This window comes from Sphingobium sp. B11D3A (genome assembly GCF_025961695.1).
GTDB lineage: Bacteria > Pseudomonadota > Alphaproteobacteria > Sphingomonadales > Sphingomonadaceae > Sphingobium.
In genome coordinates this window covers 1,625,848-1,644,303 of sequence record NZ_JAOQOE010000001.1, presented here as the reverse complement: position 1 = coordinate 1,644,303, position 18,456 = coordinate 1,625,848, and the positions used below count along the sequence as shown (strand labels likewise).

Sequence of the window (18,456 nt, the reverse complement as noted above, 5' to 3'; positions counted from 1 at the left end):
GTGGACAAATTTCTACCCTTACAATTCCCGCAGGGCCCGCGAGGGCCGCAGCGACATCAGTGGGATCGATCCCGCCAGCCCGATGCCCAGCGTGATGATCGCGCCGCCCGCCAATGTCGCCAGCACCACGCCCCAGTCCGGCGCCCAGCCAAACTCGAACACCTGTACGATGACATACCAGGCCGCGCCCATGCCGAGCGCCAGCGAAACCAGCGCCAGCGTGGCGGCGAGCAGCGCATATTCCATGGCCTGCGTGCCGAGGATCTGCCATCGCGTCGCGCCCAGCGTCTTGAGGATCACGCTGTCATAGCTGCGCGCCTGCCTTGAGGCAGCGATGGCGCCGATCAGCACCGCGACGCCCGCGAAGATGGCGATGGAGGCCGCCGCCACGATGGCGCCGGACATCTGCTCCAGCAGCCCGCTGATCTGCTCCACCACTTCGGCCACCGCGATCACCGAGACGCCCGGGAAGGCGGCGAGCAGCGCGCGCGTCACGCCCGCGCCTTGCGCTTCGTCCATGGTGATGGTGGCGGTGAGACTGTGCGGCGCACTTGCCAGCGCGCTGGGCGAGAAGACCATGACGTAATTGAACCCCATGCTGTCCCAATTCACCTTGCGCAGCGATGCGATTTTGGCTTCGATTTCGCGACCGAGCACGCTCACCGTCATGCTGTCGCCGATCTTGAGGTTGAGGGTCTTCGCTGCCTCTTCGTCCAGCGAGATGAGCGGCGGACCGGCATAATCGGGCGTCCACCACTGGCCCGCGACCAGATCGCTTCCCTCCGGCAGCGTCGCGCTATAGGTCACGCCGCGCTCGCCGCGCAGGAACCAGGCGCCTTCGGGCAGCGTCTCCATGTCGGCGACGCGCTGCCCGGCATAAGCGACGATGCGCCCGCGCAGCGCCGGGACGACGTTCAGCTCCGCCGCCGGCGCCTCTTGCGCCACGATCTGCCGGAAGCGCGCTTCCTGATCGGACGGAATATCGAGCACGAACTGGTTGGGCGCCTTCTTGGGCACCGTCCGGTCGATCTCGGCGGTGAGGCTGGTCTGCACGCCGGCCAGCGTGACGAACAGCGTGAGCGCCAGCCCCAGCGCGATCACCAGCGCGGACGTCTGCGCGCCGGGGCGATAGAGATTGGCGATGGCGAGGCGCCAGAGCGGCCGACGCGGGCGCGGCACGCGCCGGGCAATCGCGCTGATCCCCCAGCCGAGCAGCAGCAGCACGCCCAGCACCGCCGCCGTCGCCCCCAGCACCGCAGCAGAAAACAACGGCTCGCGCGCCGTGCCGAGCGCTATCGCCAGCACCGCCAGCACGCCCAGCACCACGCCCGCCACGCTGCGCCGGTCCAGCCGGCTGCGCGGCTCGACATGCGCGCGCAGGATCGCGGCGACCGGCAGCGTTCGCGCCCGGTCGAGCGGCGGAAGGGTGAAGATATAGGCGATCAGCAGGCCATAAGCCGCGCTCGTGATGAGCGGCAGCGGATGGATGCGGAAGCCCGGCTGCACCGGCAGAACATCGCCCAGCACGGCGATCAGCGCCGGCGGCAGCAGCGCGCCCGCGATCAACCCGCAGGCAATGGCGATCGCCGCGACCGTGCCGATCTGCATCAGATAGATCCGCTCGATATCCGCCGAGGTTGCCCCCAGCACCTTGAAGGTTGCGATGCCGCCACGCTTGATCGCGAGATAGGAGGAGACGCCATTGCTCACCCCGATGCCCGCGGTCACCAGCGCGGTGAGGCCGATGAGGCTCAGGAACTGCCCCATGCGCTCAATGAAGCGACTGGTGCCCGGCGCCGCATTCTCCCGGTCGCGGAACGACCAGCCTGCCTCGGCCTGCTCGTCCTCCAGCCGCTTGCGCAGCGCCTCGACATCGGTGCCCGGCGCCACGCGGACGCGATATTTGCTCTCATAGAGGCTGCCCGGCTGGATCAGCCCCGTGCGTCGTAGCCCCTCGAGCGAGACGATGGCGACCGGCCCCAGCGTAAAGCCTTCGCCCACCCGGTCCGGCTCCTCGGCGATGATGCCGGCGATGGTGAAGGTCGCGGTGCCATAGCGCAGCGCATTGCCGGGCTTGATCTGCAGCCGCTCCGCCAGCGCCTCGCCGATCAGGATGCGGTCGGCGGGCAGCGAGGCATAGCTCCCCGCGCGGAGCAGCAGCTTGCCATAGAGCGGATAGGCGCCATCGACGCCCTTGAGTTCGGTCAGCACTGCCGCGGGGCCATCGGTATCGCCGGCCCCCACTGCATTCGCCATCGCCCGCAGCCGGATCGTCTCGCTCATCGTGCCCAGCGCGCGCAGCGTCTGCTTCTCGGCCTCGCTCGCCTCGCGCTGGCTCATCCGCGCCTCGATATCGCCGCCCAGGATCGTCTGCCCCCGTGCGGAAATCTCGCTGGTGATGGAGGTCGTCAGGCTGCCGATCGCCGCCAGCGTCGCCACGCCCAGGAACAGGCAGACGAACAGCAGCCGCAGTCCGCGCAGGCCCGCGTTTAGATCGCGCCGGGCAATGGACCAGCTCGCCCGCAGGCCCAAAGTCCTCGTGCGCGCCGCCCTCATGCGGCCGCGCCCTCCACGATCAGCCCGTCGCGCATTTCCACGATGCGGTCGCAGCGCTGGGCCAGATCGGGATCATGGGTGATGATGATCAGCGTCGCCCCGCTCGCCTGCTGGCGGGTGAACAGCAGGTCGATGATCGCCGCGCCGGTGTGCCCGTCCAGATTGCCGGTCGGCTCGTCGGCAAAGATGATCTGCGGCCCCGGCGCCACTGCGCGTGCAATCGCCACGCGCTGCTGCTCCCCGCCGGAAAGCTGCGCGGGATAATGGTCGATGCGATGGCCAAGGCCCACCGCCGTCAGCTCCGCGCGCGCCCGGGCAAAGGCATCCTCAAGCCCCGCCAGCTCCAGCGGCACCGCGACATTTTCCACCGCTGTCATCGTCGGCAGCAGGTGGAATGCCTGCAGCACGATGCCGATCTGGCCGCGCCGCGCGCGCGCCAGCCCGTCCTCATCCAGCGTGCTGAAATCCGTGCCCGCCACGCTCACGCTGCCGCTGCTCGCCTGCTCCAGACCAGAGAGCACCGCCATCAGCGAGGACTTGCCCGATCCCGATGCGCCGAGGATCGCAATGCTCTCCCCGCGCATTATGTCCAGGTCCACGCCCTTGAGGATGTCCACCTTCGCCTCGCCCGTGCCGAGCGAGAGGGTGACATTGCGGGCGCGGATCGCGATATGGGAGGCATCGATGGGTGCATGCATGCGGAAAGGGCCTCGCGTGGCAAAGACGTTTACTCGTTATGGTGTCTCATTGCTGCTTGTCCAAGCACTGCTCGCCTGTTCTTCACAAAGTCCCGACACTCAGGGGGATGCCAGTGCCGGCAATAACGCCGCCGCAGCCCTCTCCAATACGGCAAATGCCGCTAACGCCAGCAGCGCCCCGGTCGCGGACCGCAAGCTGGTCGTGGTCTTCGGGGACAGCCTCTACGCTGGTTACAATCTTGGGCCACGCGAGGGCTTTGCCCCCGTGCTGGAGCGCGCGCTGGAGGGGCAGGGCGTGCCCGCGCAGGTGGTCAATGCCGGCGTCTCGGGCGATACCACCGCAGCCGGCCGCCAGCGCCTCGCCTTCACGCTCGACGGGCTGGAGCGCAAGCCGGACCTCGTGATCGTCGGCCTCGGCGGCAACGACATGCTGCGCGGCCTGGAGCCCAAGGAAACCCGCGCCAATCTCGATGCGATCCTCGCCGACCTGCAAAAGCGCGGCATCCCCACCATGCTCACCGGGATGGTCTCCGCCCCCAATATGGGCGCCGACTACGCCAAGGCCTTCGATCCGATCTTCACCGATCTCGCGAAGAAATACGACGCGCCGCTCTACCCCTTCTTCCTCGATGGCGTGATCGGCAACCGCACCCTCATGCTCCCCGACGGCATTCATCCCAATCCGCAGGGCGTGGAGACGATTGTTGGGCGGGTTGGGCCACTGGTGGCGGGGGTGTTGAAGGGGGAGGGGAAGGAGTAGCGCGCCGCACTAAGGCTCCGCCACACCTATGCACGTCATGCTGAACTTGTTTCAGCATCCATGGAGTGAGTAAGCTAAAACTTGTGCAAATAATTCAGAGTGGCATCGAAAACCGGTTCAGCCTTTGGGTCTAAAATCGTGTCCTTGAGGGATACCTGCAAACCCTCGCACGATCCAGCCCACTGCGGTCGTCAAGACGAGCATGAAAATTAAAAACGCGCCGGTCCACTGAATCGTCTCGAAAGCGTGGGATTTCCACTCAGACCAGCGGTGGTTAGAAAAACCCGTGTTGGCCGCTCGGATCATTTCGGGTGTCAGGCGGAAGTTTTCCACACGAGCAGAAACGTAGTTCGACACTTCTTCATTATACTGGTCGTTGGTCCAATAAGTCCATTGTTTCGAAGTGTCTTGTTCAGCGCGCTTGTAAAGGATTTTGGTGTCCTTCGTTCTAAAACAAAGGATAATATCTTCTTCCTTTCCCCCTATTAATATATTCCGTGCGGTGTATTCGCTTAGGTCAGGGTAATCGCAGGGGGTCGTGGTGAAGGTCCAAGGATCATCAGGAGTTTCAGTATCAAATACAACATAGGTGGTAGGCCCTTCTGAAAAGAGAACGAAAACGCCTACGATTATGCCGATGCCTGAGATGAGGTAGCTGACCCGCCTGCCCCCCTCGAACCAATTTATGCCCACGCTATCAGCCCCCGTCTATTTTGCACTTATCTTGTTTGTGTCGAACACTGCTCCCTGATTGTCACATAGCTTGCCGAAGACGGTCCGTCACCCCAAACACCCCCATTCCCCTCCCGCCCCACACGCGCTAGGGCGGCGCGATGATCCGCCTGACCGGTCTAACCTTGCCCCTCGATCACCCGGACGATGCGCTCGCGCCCGCCATTGCCGCGCGCCTTGGCATTCCGCAGGCCGATCTGCTCAGCCATGAGGTCGTGCGGCGCGGCAATGATGCGCGGCGCAAGAGTGCGATCCTGCTCGTCTATTCCGTGGACGTTGCCCTGCGCGACGAAGCCGCCGTGCTAGCGCGGTTCGTGGGCGACAAGGATGTGCGCCCGCGCCCGGATACGGACTATCGCTTCGTCGCCCGCGCGCCGGAGGGCTGGTCCGGCCTGCGCCCGGTGGTCATCGGCGCCGGGCCGTGCGGGCTGTTCGCGGGGCTGATCCTCGCGCAGATGGGCTTCCGCCCGATCATCGTGGATCGCGGCAAGGTGGTGCGGGAGCGGACCAAGGATACCTGGGGCCTGTGGCGCCGCTCGCAATTGAACCCGGATAGCAATGTCCAGTTCGGCGAGGGCGGGGCGGGCACCTTTTCGGACGGCAAGCTCTATTGCCGGGTGAAGGACCCGCGCTTCCTCGGCCGCAAGGTGCTGGAGGAGTTTGTCCGCGCCGGCGCGCCGGAGGACATCCTCACCGAGGCGCATCCGCACATCGGCACCTTCCGCCTTGTCACCATGGTGGAGAGCATGCGCCGCACCATCGAGGGGCTTGGCGGCGAATATCGCTGGCAGACGCGGGTGGACGGGCTGGAGCTGGATCGCAGCCCGGATGGCAGCATGGCCCTGCGCGGGCTCCATTTGCACGATGGCAGCTTTCTGGAGGCCGATCATGTCGTCCTCGCCGTCGGCCACAGCGCCCGGCCGACCTTCGAGATGCTGCACGAGCGGGGCGTGTTCATCGAGCCAAAGCCTTTCTCGCTCGGCGTGCGCATCGAGCATCCGCAGGCCTGGGTGGATGAGGCGCGCTACGGGCGGTACGCCAAGCATCCGGTGCTGGGCGCGGCGGCCTATAGCCTCAGCCATCACTGCGCGAACGGGCGCACCGTCTACAGCTTCTGCATGTGCCCGGGCGGCCGGGTGGTCGCGGCGACCTCCGAGGAAGGGCGTGTCGTCACCAATGGCATGAGCCAATATTCCCGCGCCGAGTTCAATGCCAATTCGGGGCTGGTGGTCGGCATCGATCCCGCCCGCGATTATCCCGATGGGCCGCTGGCGGGGATCGCGCTGCAGCGGCATTGGGAATCGCTGGCCTTCGTCGCGGGCGGCTCCAACTATTGCGCGCCGGGGCAGACGGTGGGGGATTTTCTGGCCGGCCGCGCGTCCACGGAACTGGGCAGCATCACCCCCTCCTACAAGCCGGGCGTCAAGATGACGGACCTATCATCGTGTTTGCCGGATTTCGTGCTGGAATCCTTCCATGAGGCGATCCCCGCCTTCGGCCGCCAGATCGCGCGCTACGATCATCCCGATGTGGTGATGACTGGCGTGGAAACGCGCACCTCCTCACCGATCCGCATCACCCGCGGCAAGGACTATCAGAGCCTCAACGTCGCCCGCCTGTTCCCCGCCGGCGAGGGCGCGGGCTATGCCGGCGGCATCCTCTCGGCGGCGATGGACGGCATCAAGGTCGCCGAGGCCGTGGCGCAGAGCATCATGGCGCGGCGGTAAGGTAGCGAGCCGAAGCCTGCGCGGATAACCTCACACTTCGTCATTCCCGCGAACGCGGGAATCCAGGTCAGCGCTTGCGTTATGGGACAGTGTCGAAGCTGGATTCCCGCGTTCGCGGGAATGACGAGGGATGAGGATCAGGGGAAGGCCGATCCGCACCCGCCGTTCACCCGGGCTTGCGATCCCAAACCGTAATCGTCCCGGCATCGCCATCCACCCGCACCCAGTCGCCGGTACGGATGGCATCCAGCGGGTCCTGATCGCACTCGGTGACCGTCGGCGTGCGCATCACCACGGCGCCGAGCGCGGCCTTTGTGGTCATGATGTTGAACACCATCGCCACCGGCGAGGCGCCGCGCAGCTTGGACATGTGGAAGATGCTCGACCAGCCCGAGGAGCCTTTCGCGCCCGGAAACACCAGCACCTTGCCGGCAAAGCTCACGCCCTTCAGCTCATGACGGCTCTCGATCACCGTGCCGCTCATCGGGTTGACGCCGCCCCAGCCGGAGATCGTCTCGCGCGTCACCAGCGCCTCGCCCTCGGCGACGCCGGGCACGACAGAGCGACCGCGGATGATGAGGCGGGGCTTGTCCAGAACGTCGCTCATGCCAGGGCTCCTTTCCACTTGCCGGTACAGGCCGCATCCACGCAGTCGGCGGTGGTGCCATACCAGCCCTCAATGCCCATCATCGCGGGCAGATAATGCACCTGCTTGGCGCTATCGAGCGCTGCGACCTTCGTGCCCTTGGGCACCGCCTGGCTGATCGCCGAGCAGGTGTCGGTCATGAGGTAGGCGCCCGCATCGCGCAGGATCTTGGAATAGCCATTGGCGTCCGCCGTCGCCTTCACCGCCCGGCTGGTGAACACCCACAAAGCGCTGTTGGCGCTCACCTTGCGGCCCTCGATCAGCGCGCAGACCTGGGCGATTTGCTCGATGGAATAATGCGGGCAGCCGAGCATGACATAATCGACATCCTCGCTGGAGCCGACGCTGTTCAGCGTCTCGTAGATGCGCCGCCGGGCCGCCGCGTCATAGACGAAGCGCTCGCCTTTCGCCGCGCCGCCGAAGGCCGTCTCCACGCTCGGCGCCTCGGGGGTGATGCCGACCATGTGATACATCTCGACGCCGCCGGACGAGGCCGCGGCCGCGCCGAAATGCTTGTGGCGGATGAGGCTCGCCTCGCTGATGTCCCCGGTGATGACGGGGATCGTGTCCTGCACGGCATCGCCGACGAAATAGCCGAGCATCCCCCATTCGAAGATGCTGTCGACCGGCACCTGCACGTCCACGCTATGCTGCCCCTTGCGGAAGTCGTCGCGGTGGAAGCCCCAGTCGGGAATGCGCTTGGCCAGCATCGCGGCGCTGGTGGATTCGCGTCCCTCGCAATTGGTCCGCGCGCCGATGACGGAGTTGGCGAACACCACCGCGCTCGATTCCATCCACGCGCAGTGCTCGCCCATCACCGGCACGTTGCCGGCGAGATAGGGCGTGCAGGTCTTGAGGATCTGGATACCGTGGGCGGCGACTTCCGCCTCGTCGGAGACGAAATTGTCGTGCGCCTCCGCCGTCATGCCCTGCTCCTGCCACAGCGTGGGGTCCATGCCGCCCTGCAGATGGCAGGAAAAGGCGTTCATGCGCGGCACGTCCACCACTTCGTCGCTGTCGAGATCGAAGCGGGAGAAGACGGCGCGGTAATCGCCGCCATCCGCCGCGTAATAATCTTTCACCCATTGCGGGGCGGAGCCGGGCACGCCGGCAACGTTGTTTGTCTCGACGAAGCGCTCCGCGCCAAGCGCGTCGGCATAGCGGATGAGCAGTTCCATGGCTTTTTGGGTCGCGGCGCCGGACTGTCCGTCCAGCATGGCTTGTTCGGCATCGGTCAGCATCACCATGGCAGGCTCTCCATTATTCGTTACCTTACTATCGATCAGGATGGCGCGAGAAGCAAGGCTCGTGATTGTCGCGCAACGCGAAGCCTGCCCCTTCGGGCACCAAAAAATCCGTGGTAAATGCTCTTTTCACACTGGGGGGATAGAGGCATAGTCTCCTGAGCCATTGAATCACGGGCCTTTGCCGGGCCGCTGGGAGTTGATGTGAGCGCTGCTTTCCGCTTTCCGCGGTTCTTCATGACCAATGCTGGACCGTGCCCCTATCTGCCTGGGCGCACGGAGCGGAAGGTGTTTACCGAACTGACCGGCGAGCACGCGTCCGAGCTCAACGACGCGCTGGGCCGCATCGGCTTTCGCCGCAGCCAGAACGTCGCCTATCGCCCGAGCTGCGCGGATTGCACGGCCTGCGTCTCGGTGCGGATCGTGGCGAACGAATTCAAGCCCAACGCCACCCAACGCCGCCTCGTGCGCCGAAATAGCGATCTCGTTGTGCGGGCGTGCAAGCCCTGGTCCACCGACGAGCAATTCTCGCTGCTCCAACGCTATCTCGCCGCCCGCCACCCGACTGGCGGCATGACCGAGATGGACGAGATCGATTTTGCCGACATGGTCGAGCAGACGCCGGTCGAGACCTATCTCATCGAATATCGCGAGCCGGGCGAAGACGGCCGCCCCGGTCGGCTGATCGGCGCCTGCCTGACCGACAAGCAGGGCGATGGGCTGTCGATGATCTACAGCTTCTTCGAGCCGGAACTGGAAGGCCGCAATGGCCTGGGCAGCTACATCATCGTCGACCACATCCTTCGCGCCCAACGCGCCGGCTTGCCTTATGTGTACCTCGGCTACTGGGTCGAAGGCTCGGACCGGATGAATTACAAGGTCCGCTATCAGCCGATGGAAAAGCTCGGCCGCGCCGGCTGGGAGCGGCTGGTGCTGCCGGCAGCCTCCGCAGAAACGCAAAGCGCCGTGCGCCCGGAGCAGAGCCTGACTCGCGACCATGAGGGGCGGGTTCTCAAATAATCGGCCTGCGTCGGTCTGAACGGAGGGTGTCGTGCGCTAGGAGTTCCGCACTTGAGAGCAGGTAAGGCTAAGCCTGCGGCTGGAAAGTCGTGGGGAGTGGTCTTTGCCAAACCTCCCCGTTCGTGCTGAGTAGGGTCTGAGTGGCGCCGCAGGCGCGTATCGAAGAGCCGTATCGAAGCATCGCAGCGCATAGGCTGGTCCTTCGATACGCCGCTTCGACAGGCTCAGCAGCTACTCAGGACGAACGGACGGGAGATCCGCAATGTCGTCGAGTCCGGAACGTCCGCTTTCGAGCTGAAAACTCGAAAAGCCGCTCTTTGTGCAAGAGCGCCTCGTGCACACCCCCACCCCAAAACGCTAAGGGTCCGGCCGCTCGAAAGCTGCCGGACCCCTGCTGGAAAGCCCCCCGGTTCCAGTTCGCTCGGGGCGTGTGGCCGCGATGTTGCGCCTTGCGGTCATGCGCCTTGGTGCGAGCGATAAGGGGAGGCTATCAATGCCTTAGCGGCTTGGCGAGTCCGGTGGCCGGGCTGCCCGTCCCAAAGTGGATCAGCCGAAAGGCCCGTGCGTCAGCCTGCCAGAGCGGGGGCGATTGCCGCGCAGAGCGAGCCCAGCCCGGCGGCGTCGGCCTCGTCGAAGCGGGCGGGGCGGGGACTGTCGAGATCGAGCACGCCGATCAGCGCGCCCTTATGGATCACCGGCACGACCAGTTCCGATGCAGAGGCGGCATCGCAGGCGATGTGGCCGGGGAAGGCGTGGACATCCTCGACGCGCTGGACCTGCCGGGTCGCCGCAGCCGTACCGCACACGCCGCTGCCCAGCGCGATGCGGATGCAGGCCGGCTTGCCTTGAAATGGGCCGAGCACCAGCACCTCATCCACCAGCCGGTAGAAGCCGGCCCAGTTGAGGTCCGGGACATATTGCCAGATCAGCGCTGCGACATTTGCCATATTGGCGATGGCGTCTGGCTCGCCCTCGGTCAGCGCGCGCGCCGCAGCGAGGAGATCGGCATAAAGAGCGGGCTTGTCGCTGCCCGTTGCGGGAGAAAAATCGTACATGCCTGCCCATTTAGGTGCCGCCTGCCACCCGCGCCAGCCTCTTGGCTCTTGCGGATCGGGCCGCCGCATGGTCTTCAGGCTCAGGATTATCGGGCGGTTAACGAAACGGGGAAGCAGCCATGGAGCCGATCGGGCAGACAGGCGTGAGCGAAGCGGAGGAGATGCGGGCGCTGGGCCGGGACGTAGGGCGCCGTGGCGTGGAGCGGCTGGGCGCCGGCATGACGCGCTTGGTGGAGGAGACCTCCGCGCTCTATCGCTGGGCGCTGACGATGCTGGTTCTGCTGAATGCCGGCGGCCTGTGCCTGAGCCTGCTCGCGCGGGACAGCCTCGGGCCGGATGCCCTCTCGCAAGTGGCTCTGACCTTCTTCGGCGGCATGATGATGGCGCTGCTGGCGGCGCTCGTTGGCTTAGCGCTCACGGTCCCACTGGCTGCAGCGATGCGGCGAGCGCTGACGGATTGGACCGAGGTTTCGCTCTCCGGCGAGCTGAGCGACGCGGCGACGGCCTCGGCCCGCCATGTTCGTCGGATGGGGACGGTGTGGATCGCCGCTATGGCCCTTGTCGGACTGATTGCGCTGGCGTTGTTTGCGGCGGGGGCGCTCATGTTGGGTGAGCGGCTGGGCGCCTTCGGTCCCTCGAGCGAGCCCACCGCTGCGGTGGAGAGCGCGGCGCCCGAGGCCGCAGCGAACAGCACTGCGCCCGCCAGTCCTCTGCCTGAAGCCGCCGCCCCACGGGCGTCGGCGGTTGCTCCGGCGTCCAGTCCTGCTACGCGCCCGGTCCCAAGCCAAACACAGGCGCAGCCACGCGCCGCGACAGCCGCACCTGCGCCCGCAGCGCGGAGCGAGCGGCAGGCCTCACCGCCCCCGGTCCGATCCGCGCCTGCACGCACCACATCGCAGTCCGCGTCCGCCAATCCGGCCCCGCCCCCAGCCGCGTCATCGCCTTCGGTTCCCAGCGAGGCGCCGCTGCTGTCTCCCAGCGCGCCGGCCACCGGAAACTGATCGTCAGGCCCGGCAGCGATTGGCTCTTGCGACAGTGCCCCGCGCGGGTGATGAGGGGCCATGCCGCGCATCCAGATCACGCGATCGATCAGCATCGATGAGGACGAGCTTCTCGAGAGCGCTACGCGCGCGTCCGGGGCTGGCGGTCAGCATGTCAACACCACCGACAGCGCGGTCATTCTGCGCTTCGATGTCGCCGGTTCGCCGTCGCTGCCGGAGGCGGTCAAGGTGCGCCTCGCAGCGCTGGCGGGCGCACGGATGTCGGGGGAGGGGGTGCTCATCCTGCGCAGCGAGGGCTCGCGCTCGCAGTTCGAGAACCGGCGCGAGGTGCGCCAGCGGCTGTGCGATCTGATCGCGCAGGCGACCATCGTGCCCAAGAAACGCAAGCCGACCAAGCCCACCAAAGCCTCGCAGGTGCGCCGTGTCGAGGGCAAGACCAAGCGCGCGTCGGTGAAGGCCGGGCGGGGGAAATGGCGGGAGTGATGGCCTGCGAGGCCATCCGCCCCTGTCGGATCACATCTTCACGCAGCCCCGCAAGGCCGCGCGCAGCGCCATCGTCGCATTGCTGAGCGATGCCTCGCCCTCCAGCCTGCCGTTGATCCGCAGCATCGCCGTTCCTTTCTGCTGGGTCAGCAGCGGCACCAAAGGTGTGCCGGTGATGCCGCCGATCCAGTGGGTGCCGTTGGCGCTGCCACGCTGGACGGGAATGTTGACCAGGCGGCCGGCGAAATTCCAGGTCATCGTCAAGGCGTTGCCGGTGGCCGGCTTGTTGAGCAGCATCGCCATATAAGGCTTCCCGCCCTCGCAATAGAGGCTGAGGGCTTCGATGTTGGGGGATGCTGCGGCGCTGACATAGGCCATGGGCGCGCGCCCGGCGACGGGCACGACTTCCCACGGCGTGCCGGGCAGGGCCACCGCCGTCTCGGGCGGACTGTTATCGAGCAGGGTCTTGATCTCGGGCGCGACGGGCAGCCGTGTACCGGTGGCGGGGGCGTAAACGCTCAGCTTGCCGCGTTCCCACAGGCCCACCTGCACCGCCCGCCGGGCGGGGTCGATCATGATATAGGCCTGCTCCTCGCCGCCCTTGTGCTGGGCGTTGCCGGAGAGATAATAATAATTCCCGACGCGCTTGAGCGGGGTGACGACTGAGAGATTGGTCCGCAGCACGTCCATCTTCGGCCCTAGCCGGGCCTTGAGCGCCGTCGCGACGGCGCCGCGATCCAGCAGATCGATATTATCTTTGGCGTAGCTGCCCGGATATTTGCCCACGAGGCTGGCGAGGTTCGTCCATTCCGCCGGGATGCCCTGCACGGCGGCGGCCGGTGTTGCCGCTGGTCGGGGCGTCGTCGAGGCTGGCGTGCCGACCGCCGCGCTGCCCTTGCAGAGCATGAACAATCCGCCTGCCGTAAAGGCGGCATGAAAAGGGTCAGGTCTCTGACCGCGCATCAGATTGTCCTCGAACCGGATGACCCCGGCCTTTTCGTCATCATTGACGTACATATAGACGCGCCCGGAATCGCTGGGGCTGATCGGGAACGGCATGAACACGGCCGTGATCCCCTCATAGCTCGGCCCCATGAAGCTCACTGCATATTCGACGCGCGGCGGCGTGACGGTGCGGCCATGGGCGCGGAAGGTCATGCCCTTGTCGTCAATCGTGACGCGGGGCTCCTCGCTGCAATCGCCGCGCGGCGCATAGCTGCCATAGATGTGATCGAGGCCCTGGCCCTTGAGACCAGCGATTGTCAGGGCCTGTGTAGCGCTCCCTTGCAGCGCAAGCGCACAGGCAGCGATGATCACGCCGGACCGGCGCGATACGATTTTGGAAAGGATCGGAAAGGCCATGTCTACTCCCCCACGAAGTTGACGCCTTCCCTCAGATGAGCTGACTCGGGTGGGAAGGACTGTGGCCATTATCCACGAGTTAACCCAAATGGTCGAATGGTTAATGAGGGCGGAGCGTGGTCGCCTCAGCCTGCCATCACGATTTCCGCCAGAATGGCATCCAGCAGTAGCATTCCGGCCGGGGTGACGCGCAGGCGCTCGCCGGTTTGCTCGAGCAGGCCATGGCCGACCAGCTTTGCAATGGCGTCCTTGTCCACTAGCGACGGGCGGTCCAACCCGGTGCGCTGGCTGAGCGCGGCCAGATCGATCCCCTCGGCAAGGCGCAGGCCCATCATCAGCGCTTCGGCCGCCTGTTCGCCGGCGGGGAGCACCCGCTCCTCGGCGAGACCATGGCCGTTGCGGTGCAGCGCGGCCATCCAGTTCTCGGGCTTGCGATGACGCACGGTGGCCATGCCGCCGCGCCGACCATGCGCGCCGGGGCCAACGCCGGCATAATCGGCATAACGCCAGTAAGCGAGGTTGTGCCGGCTCTCCTGCCCCGGCGCGGCATGGTTGGAGACTTCATAGGCCGGGCGGCGGGCCGCCAATGTCATGGCCTGCGTCAACTCGAACAGCGTGGCGGCATGGTCCGCATCGGCGGGCACCAGCGTGCCCCGGCGCACGTCGGTTTCGAACCGCGTGCCGGGCTCGATGGTCAGTTGATAGAGCGAGAGATGATCGGTGCCGAAGCCGAGCGCGCGGGCCAGTTCGCGCTCCCAGTCCGCCTCGCTCTGGCCGGGACGGGCATAGATGAGGTCAAGGCTAACGCGCGGCACGCAAGCCTGCGCGGCCGCCAGCGCCCTGAGGCCTTCGTCCACGCCGTGCGCCCGGCCCAGAAAGCGCAAGGCATCGTCGTCCAGCGCCTGCAGGCCCAGCGAAAGGCGGTTGACCCCGGCGGACGCCACCTGCGCGAAGCGCGCGGCCTCGGCGCTGTTCGGATTGGCCTCCATGGTGATCTCGATGTCGTCCGCGACCGCCCAGTGGCCCGCCGCCGCATCGATCAGCGCGGCCACCGTCTCGGGCGGCATCAGCGAGGGCGTGCCGCCGCCGAAGAAAATGCTGCCCAGCGTCCGGCCCGGCAGCAGCGCGGCTTCATGGGCCAGATCGGCGAGCAGCGCGGCGCGCCACGCGGCCTGATCCACGGTGTCGCGGACATGGCTGTTGAAGTCGCAATAGGGGCATTTGGCCACGCAGAACGGCCAGTGGATATAGAGGGCAAGCGGCGCGGGAGAGGCCATGGCCGCCGCTATAGCGGACTGCGCGCCAAAGTCAGCCCATGGCGAATATGCCACGGTTCAGTGGTTAAATATTAATTAACAATGATTTAACGCAATTTGTTGGTGAAGAAAATGTTTTCCCAACCGTTCATACTGAGCTAGGTTCCACACCGGAACCGCAGGGGGAACGGCGGACGCACATGGACGCGGGCGAAGGGCGAGAAGTGGTGCGACGGCGTATGCGGGCGGCGATTGGCCTGCTCGCGCTCTGCACCCTGACGCCGGCGCCCGTGCTGGCCGGCGATGCGCCTTCTGCTGCCATGCCGCGCGATGCGGCTCACTTCCGCGATATCATGCTGGCTGCCCACAATGGCGAACGCGCCGCGCGGGGCGTGCCGAAGCTAGCGTGGAGCGATGAACTCGCGGCCGATGCGGCGCAGAGCGCTACCCGGCTGGCGCAGGAGCCGGACCCGATTGCGGCCCATCACAAATCCGGCGGCGCGGGCCACTATGGCGAGAATCTGTGGGCCGGCACCCGCGATGCCTATGCCTATGAGGAAATGGCGGAAAGCTGGCTGGAAGAGCGCGCGCTCTACCTGGATGCGCCGGTGCCGGATATTTCGCGCAGCGGCAATTGGGCGGATGTTGGCCATTATTCGCAGATCATCTGGGCCGGCACGCGCCGCGTCGGCTGCGCGCTCCACCCCACGGCGACGCTGGACGTGCTGGTGTGCCGCTACGATCCGGCGGGCAATGTCTACGGGCACCGCGCGTCGGTCGATTACGCGGGGCGCTGAGCGCAGGGCGTCCTTTCAGAACAGCGCCGCGACCAGTTGCTCGAAGGCGCGGGCACGGTGGCTGACGGCTTGCTTGGCCTCGATGGGCATCTCGCCGAACGTCTGCGTCGCCCCGGTCGGCAGGAACACCGGATCATAGCCAAAGCCCTGCGCGCCGCGCGGCGGCCAGACGAGACTGCCGGCGACGCGGCCCTCGAACAAAACGGTCTCGCCATCCGGCCAGGCGAGGCAGAGCGTGCAGACGAAGGCCGCGCTGCGGTCCACCTGCGGGCCTTGCGCGCAGAGCAGCCCCTCCACCTTGCCCATCGCCATATACCAGTCGCGCCCGGGCTCGCCCTCGAACCATTGCCGCTCTGCCCAATCGGCGGTGTAGACGCCGGGCCGTCCACCCAGCGCCGCCACATCGAGGCCGCTGTCATCGGCCAGCGCAGGCAGGCCGGAGGCGGTGGCGGAGGCGAGCGCCTTGAGTGCGGCGTTTTGCGCGAAGGTGGTGCCGGTCTCTTCCGGCTCGGGCAGGCCGAGCGATCCGGCAGACACCGGCGCCATGCCATAAGGCCCGAGCAGCGCGCTGATCTCACGCACCTTGCCTTCATTGTGGCTCGCGATGACGAGCTTGCCGGGTTCCAGTTTGCCGGTCATTGCGTTCATCGGGCCGAGGTGATTTTTAGGTCTGTAAAGAGAAATTCGCCAGTGGAGCAGACGATACGCACCACGGGGTCCGGCACCGCGAACGCTATTCTCGTTTCTTCGCCAGCGATCGTGCCCACGACGGACTGACCGTCGAACGTTAGAGAGAAATCATAGACCGGGGCATCTTCCGCGATGCCGAAGAGCTGATGTTCGACTTCTTGTCCACCGTGGAACTCATCCCACTGGAGGTATTGCACGACAGCATTCCTGTCCCTGGTCTTCAACCCTACCTTGCTGGCGAGCAATGCTTTCAAGATGAAGCCGGCCTGATCACCCGAGGATTGTCCCGGCGGCGACGCAGCCATGAAGTGAACGCGCGCAAGCGGTGCCCACTTGCTATCTTTGGCGATGTTCAGCAGCTTCATTTTCCCGGATACTGTCACCGAGCCCTCCGGCACGGGAAATGTCAGCTCGGAGAAATGCCCCGGAGCCGTATCGCAGGCATAGGTGATGCCCCTCGTTTGCGCGTTCGGGGCCTGCGCAATTGCCACTGTCGGGGTGATAAGGAGCGCCAAGCCCAAACATGATCGCCAGATTGTCATTCGATATCCCCCTTCGTTTTTCCAAACTGACTTACCGCCCCGTGGCGCGGTCCTGCGCGGCGAAGATCTGCGTGCAGCCGATGCGTGCGAGGCGCAGCAGGCGCAGCAGCGCTTCCTCGTCATAGGTTGCGCCTTCCGCCGTGGCCTGAGCCTCGGCAATGTTGCCGTTGGAGAGCAGCACGAAGTTCGCGTCGGCATGGGCATTGCTGTCCTCGATATAATCGAGGTCGAGCACCGGATTGCCCTGATAGATGCCGCAGGAGACCGCCGCGACCTTCGCCTGGATCGGATCTGTGGTCAGCGCGCCGCTGGCGAGCAGCTTGTCGACCGCGATCCGCAGCGCCACCCAGGCGCCCGAGATGCTGGCCGTGCGGGTCCCGCCGTCCGCCTGAATGACGTCGCAATCGAGCGTGATCTGCCGTTCGCCGAGGGCCTTGAGGTCCACCACCGCGCGCAGCGAGCGGCCGATGAGGCGTTGGATTTCCTGCGTGCGGCCGGACTGCTTTCCCTTGGCTGCCTCGCGTGACCCACGCGTGTGCGTGGCGCGGGGGAGCATGCCATATTCCGCCGTCACCCAGCCTTCACCCTTGCCGCGCAGAAACGGCGGCACGCGCTCTTCCACGCTCGCCGTGCAAAGCACCCGCGTCTCGCCAAAGGAGACGAGGCAGCTGCCTTCGGCATGGACGGTAAAACCGGGTTCCATGGCGATCGTACGCATTTCGTCGGGGGCGCGGCCGGATGGGCGCATGAGCATGTCCTTTTTGTCTGCCAAAATTTGCCCGCGCTCTAGCGCCCCTGTTGCGACTTGGCCAGCGCCGCGCGCCGTCCTACATACGGGGTATGTCCGGGCCGCCCATCAACCTTTTGAGCGATCGCGCGCGCGATATCTTTCGCGTCGTCGTGGAATCCTACATCGGCACCGGGGCGCCGGTCGGCTCGCGCACGATCAGCCGGTTGAGCGGGCTCAACCTCTCGCCGGCGTCGATCCGCAATGTGATGCAGGATCTGGAGGAAGCGGGGCTGCTCGCCGCGCCGCACACCTCGGCCGGGCGGATGCCGACCGAATCCGGTCTTCGCCTGTTCGTGGACGCGATGATGCAGGTCGCCGAGCCCTCCGAGGACGAGAAGCGCGCCATCGAGCGGCAATTGACCGGCGAAGGGCCGATCGAGGAAGCGCTCAACGCCGCCTCGGCCCTCCTGTCGGGTTTGTCCGCCTGCGCTGGGCTGGTGATGGTCCCGCGCCGCGAGACGCTGCTCAAGCAATTCGGCTTTGCCTGGCTGTCGGACCGGCAGGCACTGGCCGTGCTGGTCGGGCAGGATGGCACGGTCGAGAACCGCATTGTGGATCTGCCCGCAGGCACGACGCCCTCCATGCTGGTCGAGGCGGCCAATTATCTCTCCGCCCACGCCACCGGTCGCACGCTGAGTGAGGTGCAGGCGTGGCTGAGCGGGCAGATCGAGGCGGAGGAAACCGCGCTCGATGAGGCTTCGCGCCATCTGGTCGCGCGCGGCGTGGCAGCGTGGAGTCGCGATACCGAGGACCGCCCGGTGCTGATCGTGCGCGGCCAGGCCAATCTGCTCGACGAGCAATCCGCTGCTGATCTCGAGCGCGTGCGCCAGTTGCTGGATGAGCTGGAGGGCAAGAGCGAGATCGCCCGCCTGCTGGACAGCGCCCGCGCCGGTGCCGCGACCAAGATCTTCATCGGCTCGGAGAACAAGCTCTTTTCCCTGAGCGGCTCTTCGGTCATAGCAGCGCCATATCGCGGACCCGGCGGGCAGGTGGTCGGCGTGGTCGGTGTGATCGGCCCAACCCGGTTGAACTATGCCCGCGTCGTCCCCATGGTGGACTTCACCGCACAGACCCTCAGCAGATTGATGAAATGACGG

At 66.1% G+C, this 18,456-nt stretch carries 18 protein-coding genes; 7 read left to right on the top strand and 11 right to left on the bottom strand.

What is annotated here, in order from left to right:
* Nucleotides 1–18 precede the first annotated feature (18 nt).
* Both M2332_RS07835 and M2332_RS07830 read right to left on the bottom strand, forming a co-directional pair.
* Nucleotides 19–2,556, bottom strand: coding sequence for an ABC transporter permease (locus tag M2332_RS07835; protein ID WP_264573613.1), 2,538 nt, complete (start codon nucleotides 2,554–2,556; stop codon nucleotides 19–21).
* On the bottom strand, nucleotides 2,553–3,254 hold the full coding sequence (locus M2332_RS07830) for an ABC transporter ATP-binding protein (RefSeq protein WP_264573612.1): 702 nt from the start codon (nucleotides 3,252–3,254) through the stop codon (nucleotides 2,553–2,555). Before M2332_RS07830 ends, M2332_RS07835 begins: the two co-directional genes overlap by 4 nt.
* Between M2332_RS07830 and M2332_RS07825 the strand changes: the two genes are divergently transcribed.
* Nucleotides 3,253–4,014 (top strand): arylesterase, encoded by a 762-nt coding sequence (locus tag M2332_RS07825; RefSeq protein ID WP_264573611.1) that lies wholly within the window; start codon nucleotides 3,253–3,255, stop codon nucleotides 4,012–4,014. The two genes, M2332_RS07830 and M2332_RS07825, sit on opposite strands and share 2 nt — an antisense overlap.
* Before the next feature lie 117 nt (nucleotides 4,015–4,131).
* Here the strand turns inward: M2332_RS07825 and M2332_RS07820 are convergent, their stop codons facing one another.
* Nucleotides 4,132–4,707, bottom strand: a complete 576-nt coding sequence (locus M2332_RS07820; protein WP_264573610.1) for a hypothetical protein — start codon at nucleotides 4,705–4,707, stop codon at nucleotides 4,132–4,134.
* A 140-nt stretch (nucleotides 4,708–4,847) separates the two neighbouring features.
* Here M2332_RS07820 and M2332_RS07815 point away from each other — a divergent pair, with 140 nt between their 5' ends.
* Nucleotides 4,848–6,473, top strand: a complete 1,626-nt coding sequence (locus tag M2332_RS07815) for an NAD(P)/FAD-dependent oxidoreductase (protein WP_264573609.1) — start codon at nucleotides 4,848–4,850, stop codon at nucleotides 6,471–6,473.
* A gap of 166 nt (nucleotides 6,474–6,639) precedes the next feature.
* Here the strand turns inward: M2332_RS07815 and M2332_RS07810 are convergent, their stop codons facing one another.
* Together M2332_RS07810 and M2332_RS07805 are read right to left on the bottom strand one after the other, a co-directional pair.
* Nucleotides 6,640–7,080 (bottom strand): aconitase X swivel domain-containing protein, encoded by a 441-nt coding sequence (locus M2332_RS07810; RefSeq protein ID WP_264573608.1) that lies wholly within the window; start codon nucleotides 7,078–7,080, stop codon nucleotides 6,640–6,642.
* The gene (locus tag M2332_RS07805) at nucleotides 7,077–8,366 is read right to left on the bottom strand and encodes an aconitase X catalytic domain-containing protein (protein WP_264573607.1); all 1,290 of its coding nucleotides are present in this window, start codon (nucleotides 8,364–8,366) and stop codon (nucleotides 7,077–7,079) included. Before M2332_RS07805 ends, M2332_RS07810 begins: the two co-directional genes overlap by 4 nt.
* 201 nt (nucleotides 8,367–8,567) lie before the next feature.
* On the opposite strand from M2332_RS07805, the gene M2332_RS07800 reads away from it, so the two are divergent.
* Nucleotides 8,568–9,383: an arginyltransferase gene (locus M2332_RS07800; protein WP_319799416.1), complete on the top strand. Its 816-nt coding sequence runs from the start codon at nucleotides 8,568–8,570 to the stop codon at nucleotides 9,381–9,383.
* A 566-nt stretch (nucleotides 9,384–9,949) separates the two neighbouring features.
* On the opposite strand, the gene M2332_RS07795 is transcribed toward M2332_RS07800, so the two are convergent.
* Nucleotides 9,950–10,438 (bottom strand): GAF domain-containing protein, encoded by a 489-nt coding sequence (locus M2332_RS07795; RefSeq protein ID WP_264573606.1) that lies wholly within the window; start codon nucleotides 10,436–10,438, stop codon nucleotides 9,950–9,952.
* 119 nt (nucleotides 10,439–10,557) lie between these two features.
* Between M2332_RS07795 and M2332_RS07790 the strand changes: the two genes are divergently transcribed.
* Together M2332_RS07790 and arfB are read left to right on the top strand one after the other, a co-directional pair.
* Complete coding sequence (locus tag M2332_RS07790) at nucleotides 10,558–11,439, top strand: hypothetical protein (RefSeq protein WP_264573605.1); 882 nt, start codon at nucleotides 10,558–10,560, stop codon at nucleotides 11,437–11,439.
* Nucleotides 11,440–11,499: 60 nt separating this feature from the next.
* Nucleotides 11,500–11,922, top strand: a complete 423-nt coding sequence (arfB, locus tag M2332_RS07785) for an alternative ribosome rescue aminoacyl-tRNA hydrolase ArfB (protein WP_264573604.1) — start codon at nucleotides 11,500–11,502, stop codon at nucleotides 11,920–11,922.
* 30 nt (nucleotides 11,923–11,952) lie between these two features.
* Here arfB and M2332_RS07780 read toward each other — a convergent pair whose 3' ends face one another.
* Together M2332_RS07780 and hemW are read right to left on the bottom strand one after the other, a co-directional pair.
* A complete protein-coding gene (locus M2332_RS07780; protein ID WP_264573603.1) occupies nucleotides 11,953–13,284 on the bottom strand; it encodes a hypothetical protein in 1,332 nt (443 codons plus the stop codon).
* A 125-nt stretch (nucleotides 13,285–13,409) separates the two neighbouring features.
* Nucleotides 13,410–14,561, bottom strand: coding sequence for a radical SAM family heme chaperone HemW (gene hemW, locus M2332_RS07775; RefSeq protein ID WP_264573602.1), 1,152 nt, complete (start codon nucleotides 14,559–14,561; stop codon nucleotides 13,410–13,412).
* 179 nt (nucleotides 14,562–14,740) lie between these two features.
* Here hemW and M2332_RS07770 point away from each other — a divergent pair, with 179 nt between their 5' ends.
* Nucleotides 14,741–15,337, top strand: a complete 597-nt coding sequence (locus M2332_RS07770) for a CAP domain-containing protein (RefSeq protein WP_264573601.1) — start codon at nucleotides 14,741–14,743, stop codon at nucleotides 15,335–15,337.
* A 15-nt stretch (nucleotides 15,338–15,352) separates the two neighbouring features.
* Here M2332_RS07770 and rdgB read toward each other — a convergent pair whose 3' ends face one another.
* Genes rdgB through rph form a run of 3 tightly spaced genes read right to left on the bottom strand, consistent with a single transcriptional unit; the run spans nucleotide 15,353 to nucleotide 17,317 of the window.
* On the bottom strand, nucleotides 15,353–15,976 hold the full coding sequence (gene rdgB, locus M2332_RS07765; protein ID WP_264574920.1) for an RdgB/HAM1 family non-canonical purine NTP pyrophosphatase: 624 nt from the start codon (nucleotides 15,974–15,976) through the stop codon (nucleotides 15,353–15,355).
* A gap of 5 nt (nucleotides 15,977–15,981) precedes the next feature.
* Nucleotides 15,982–16,542 (bottom strand): hypothetical protein, encoded by a 561-nt coding sequence (locus M2332_RS07760; protein ID WP_264573600.1) that lies wholly within the window; start codon nucleotides 16,540–16,542, stop codon nucleotides 15,982–15,984.
* Nucleotides 16,543–16,600: 58 nt separating this feature from the next.
* On the bottom strand, nucleotides 16,601–17,317 hold the full coding sequence (rph, locus tag M2332_RS07755) for a ribonuclease PH (protein WP_264574919.1): 717 nt from the start codon (nucleotides 17,315–17,317) through the stop codon (nucleotides 16,601–16,603).
* Between the two features lie 92 nt (nucleotides 17,318–17,409).
* On the opposite strand from rph, the gene hrcA reads away from it, so the two are divergent.
* Nucleotides 17,410–18,453, top strand: coding sequence for a heat-inducible transcriptional repressor HrcA (hrcA, locus tag M2332_RS07750; protein ID WP_181560616.1), 1,044 nt, complete (start codon nucleotides 17,410–17,412; stop codon nucleotides 18,451–18,453).
* Nucleotides 18,454–18,456 lie beyond the last annotated feature (3 nt).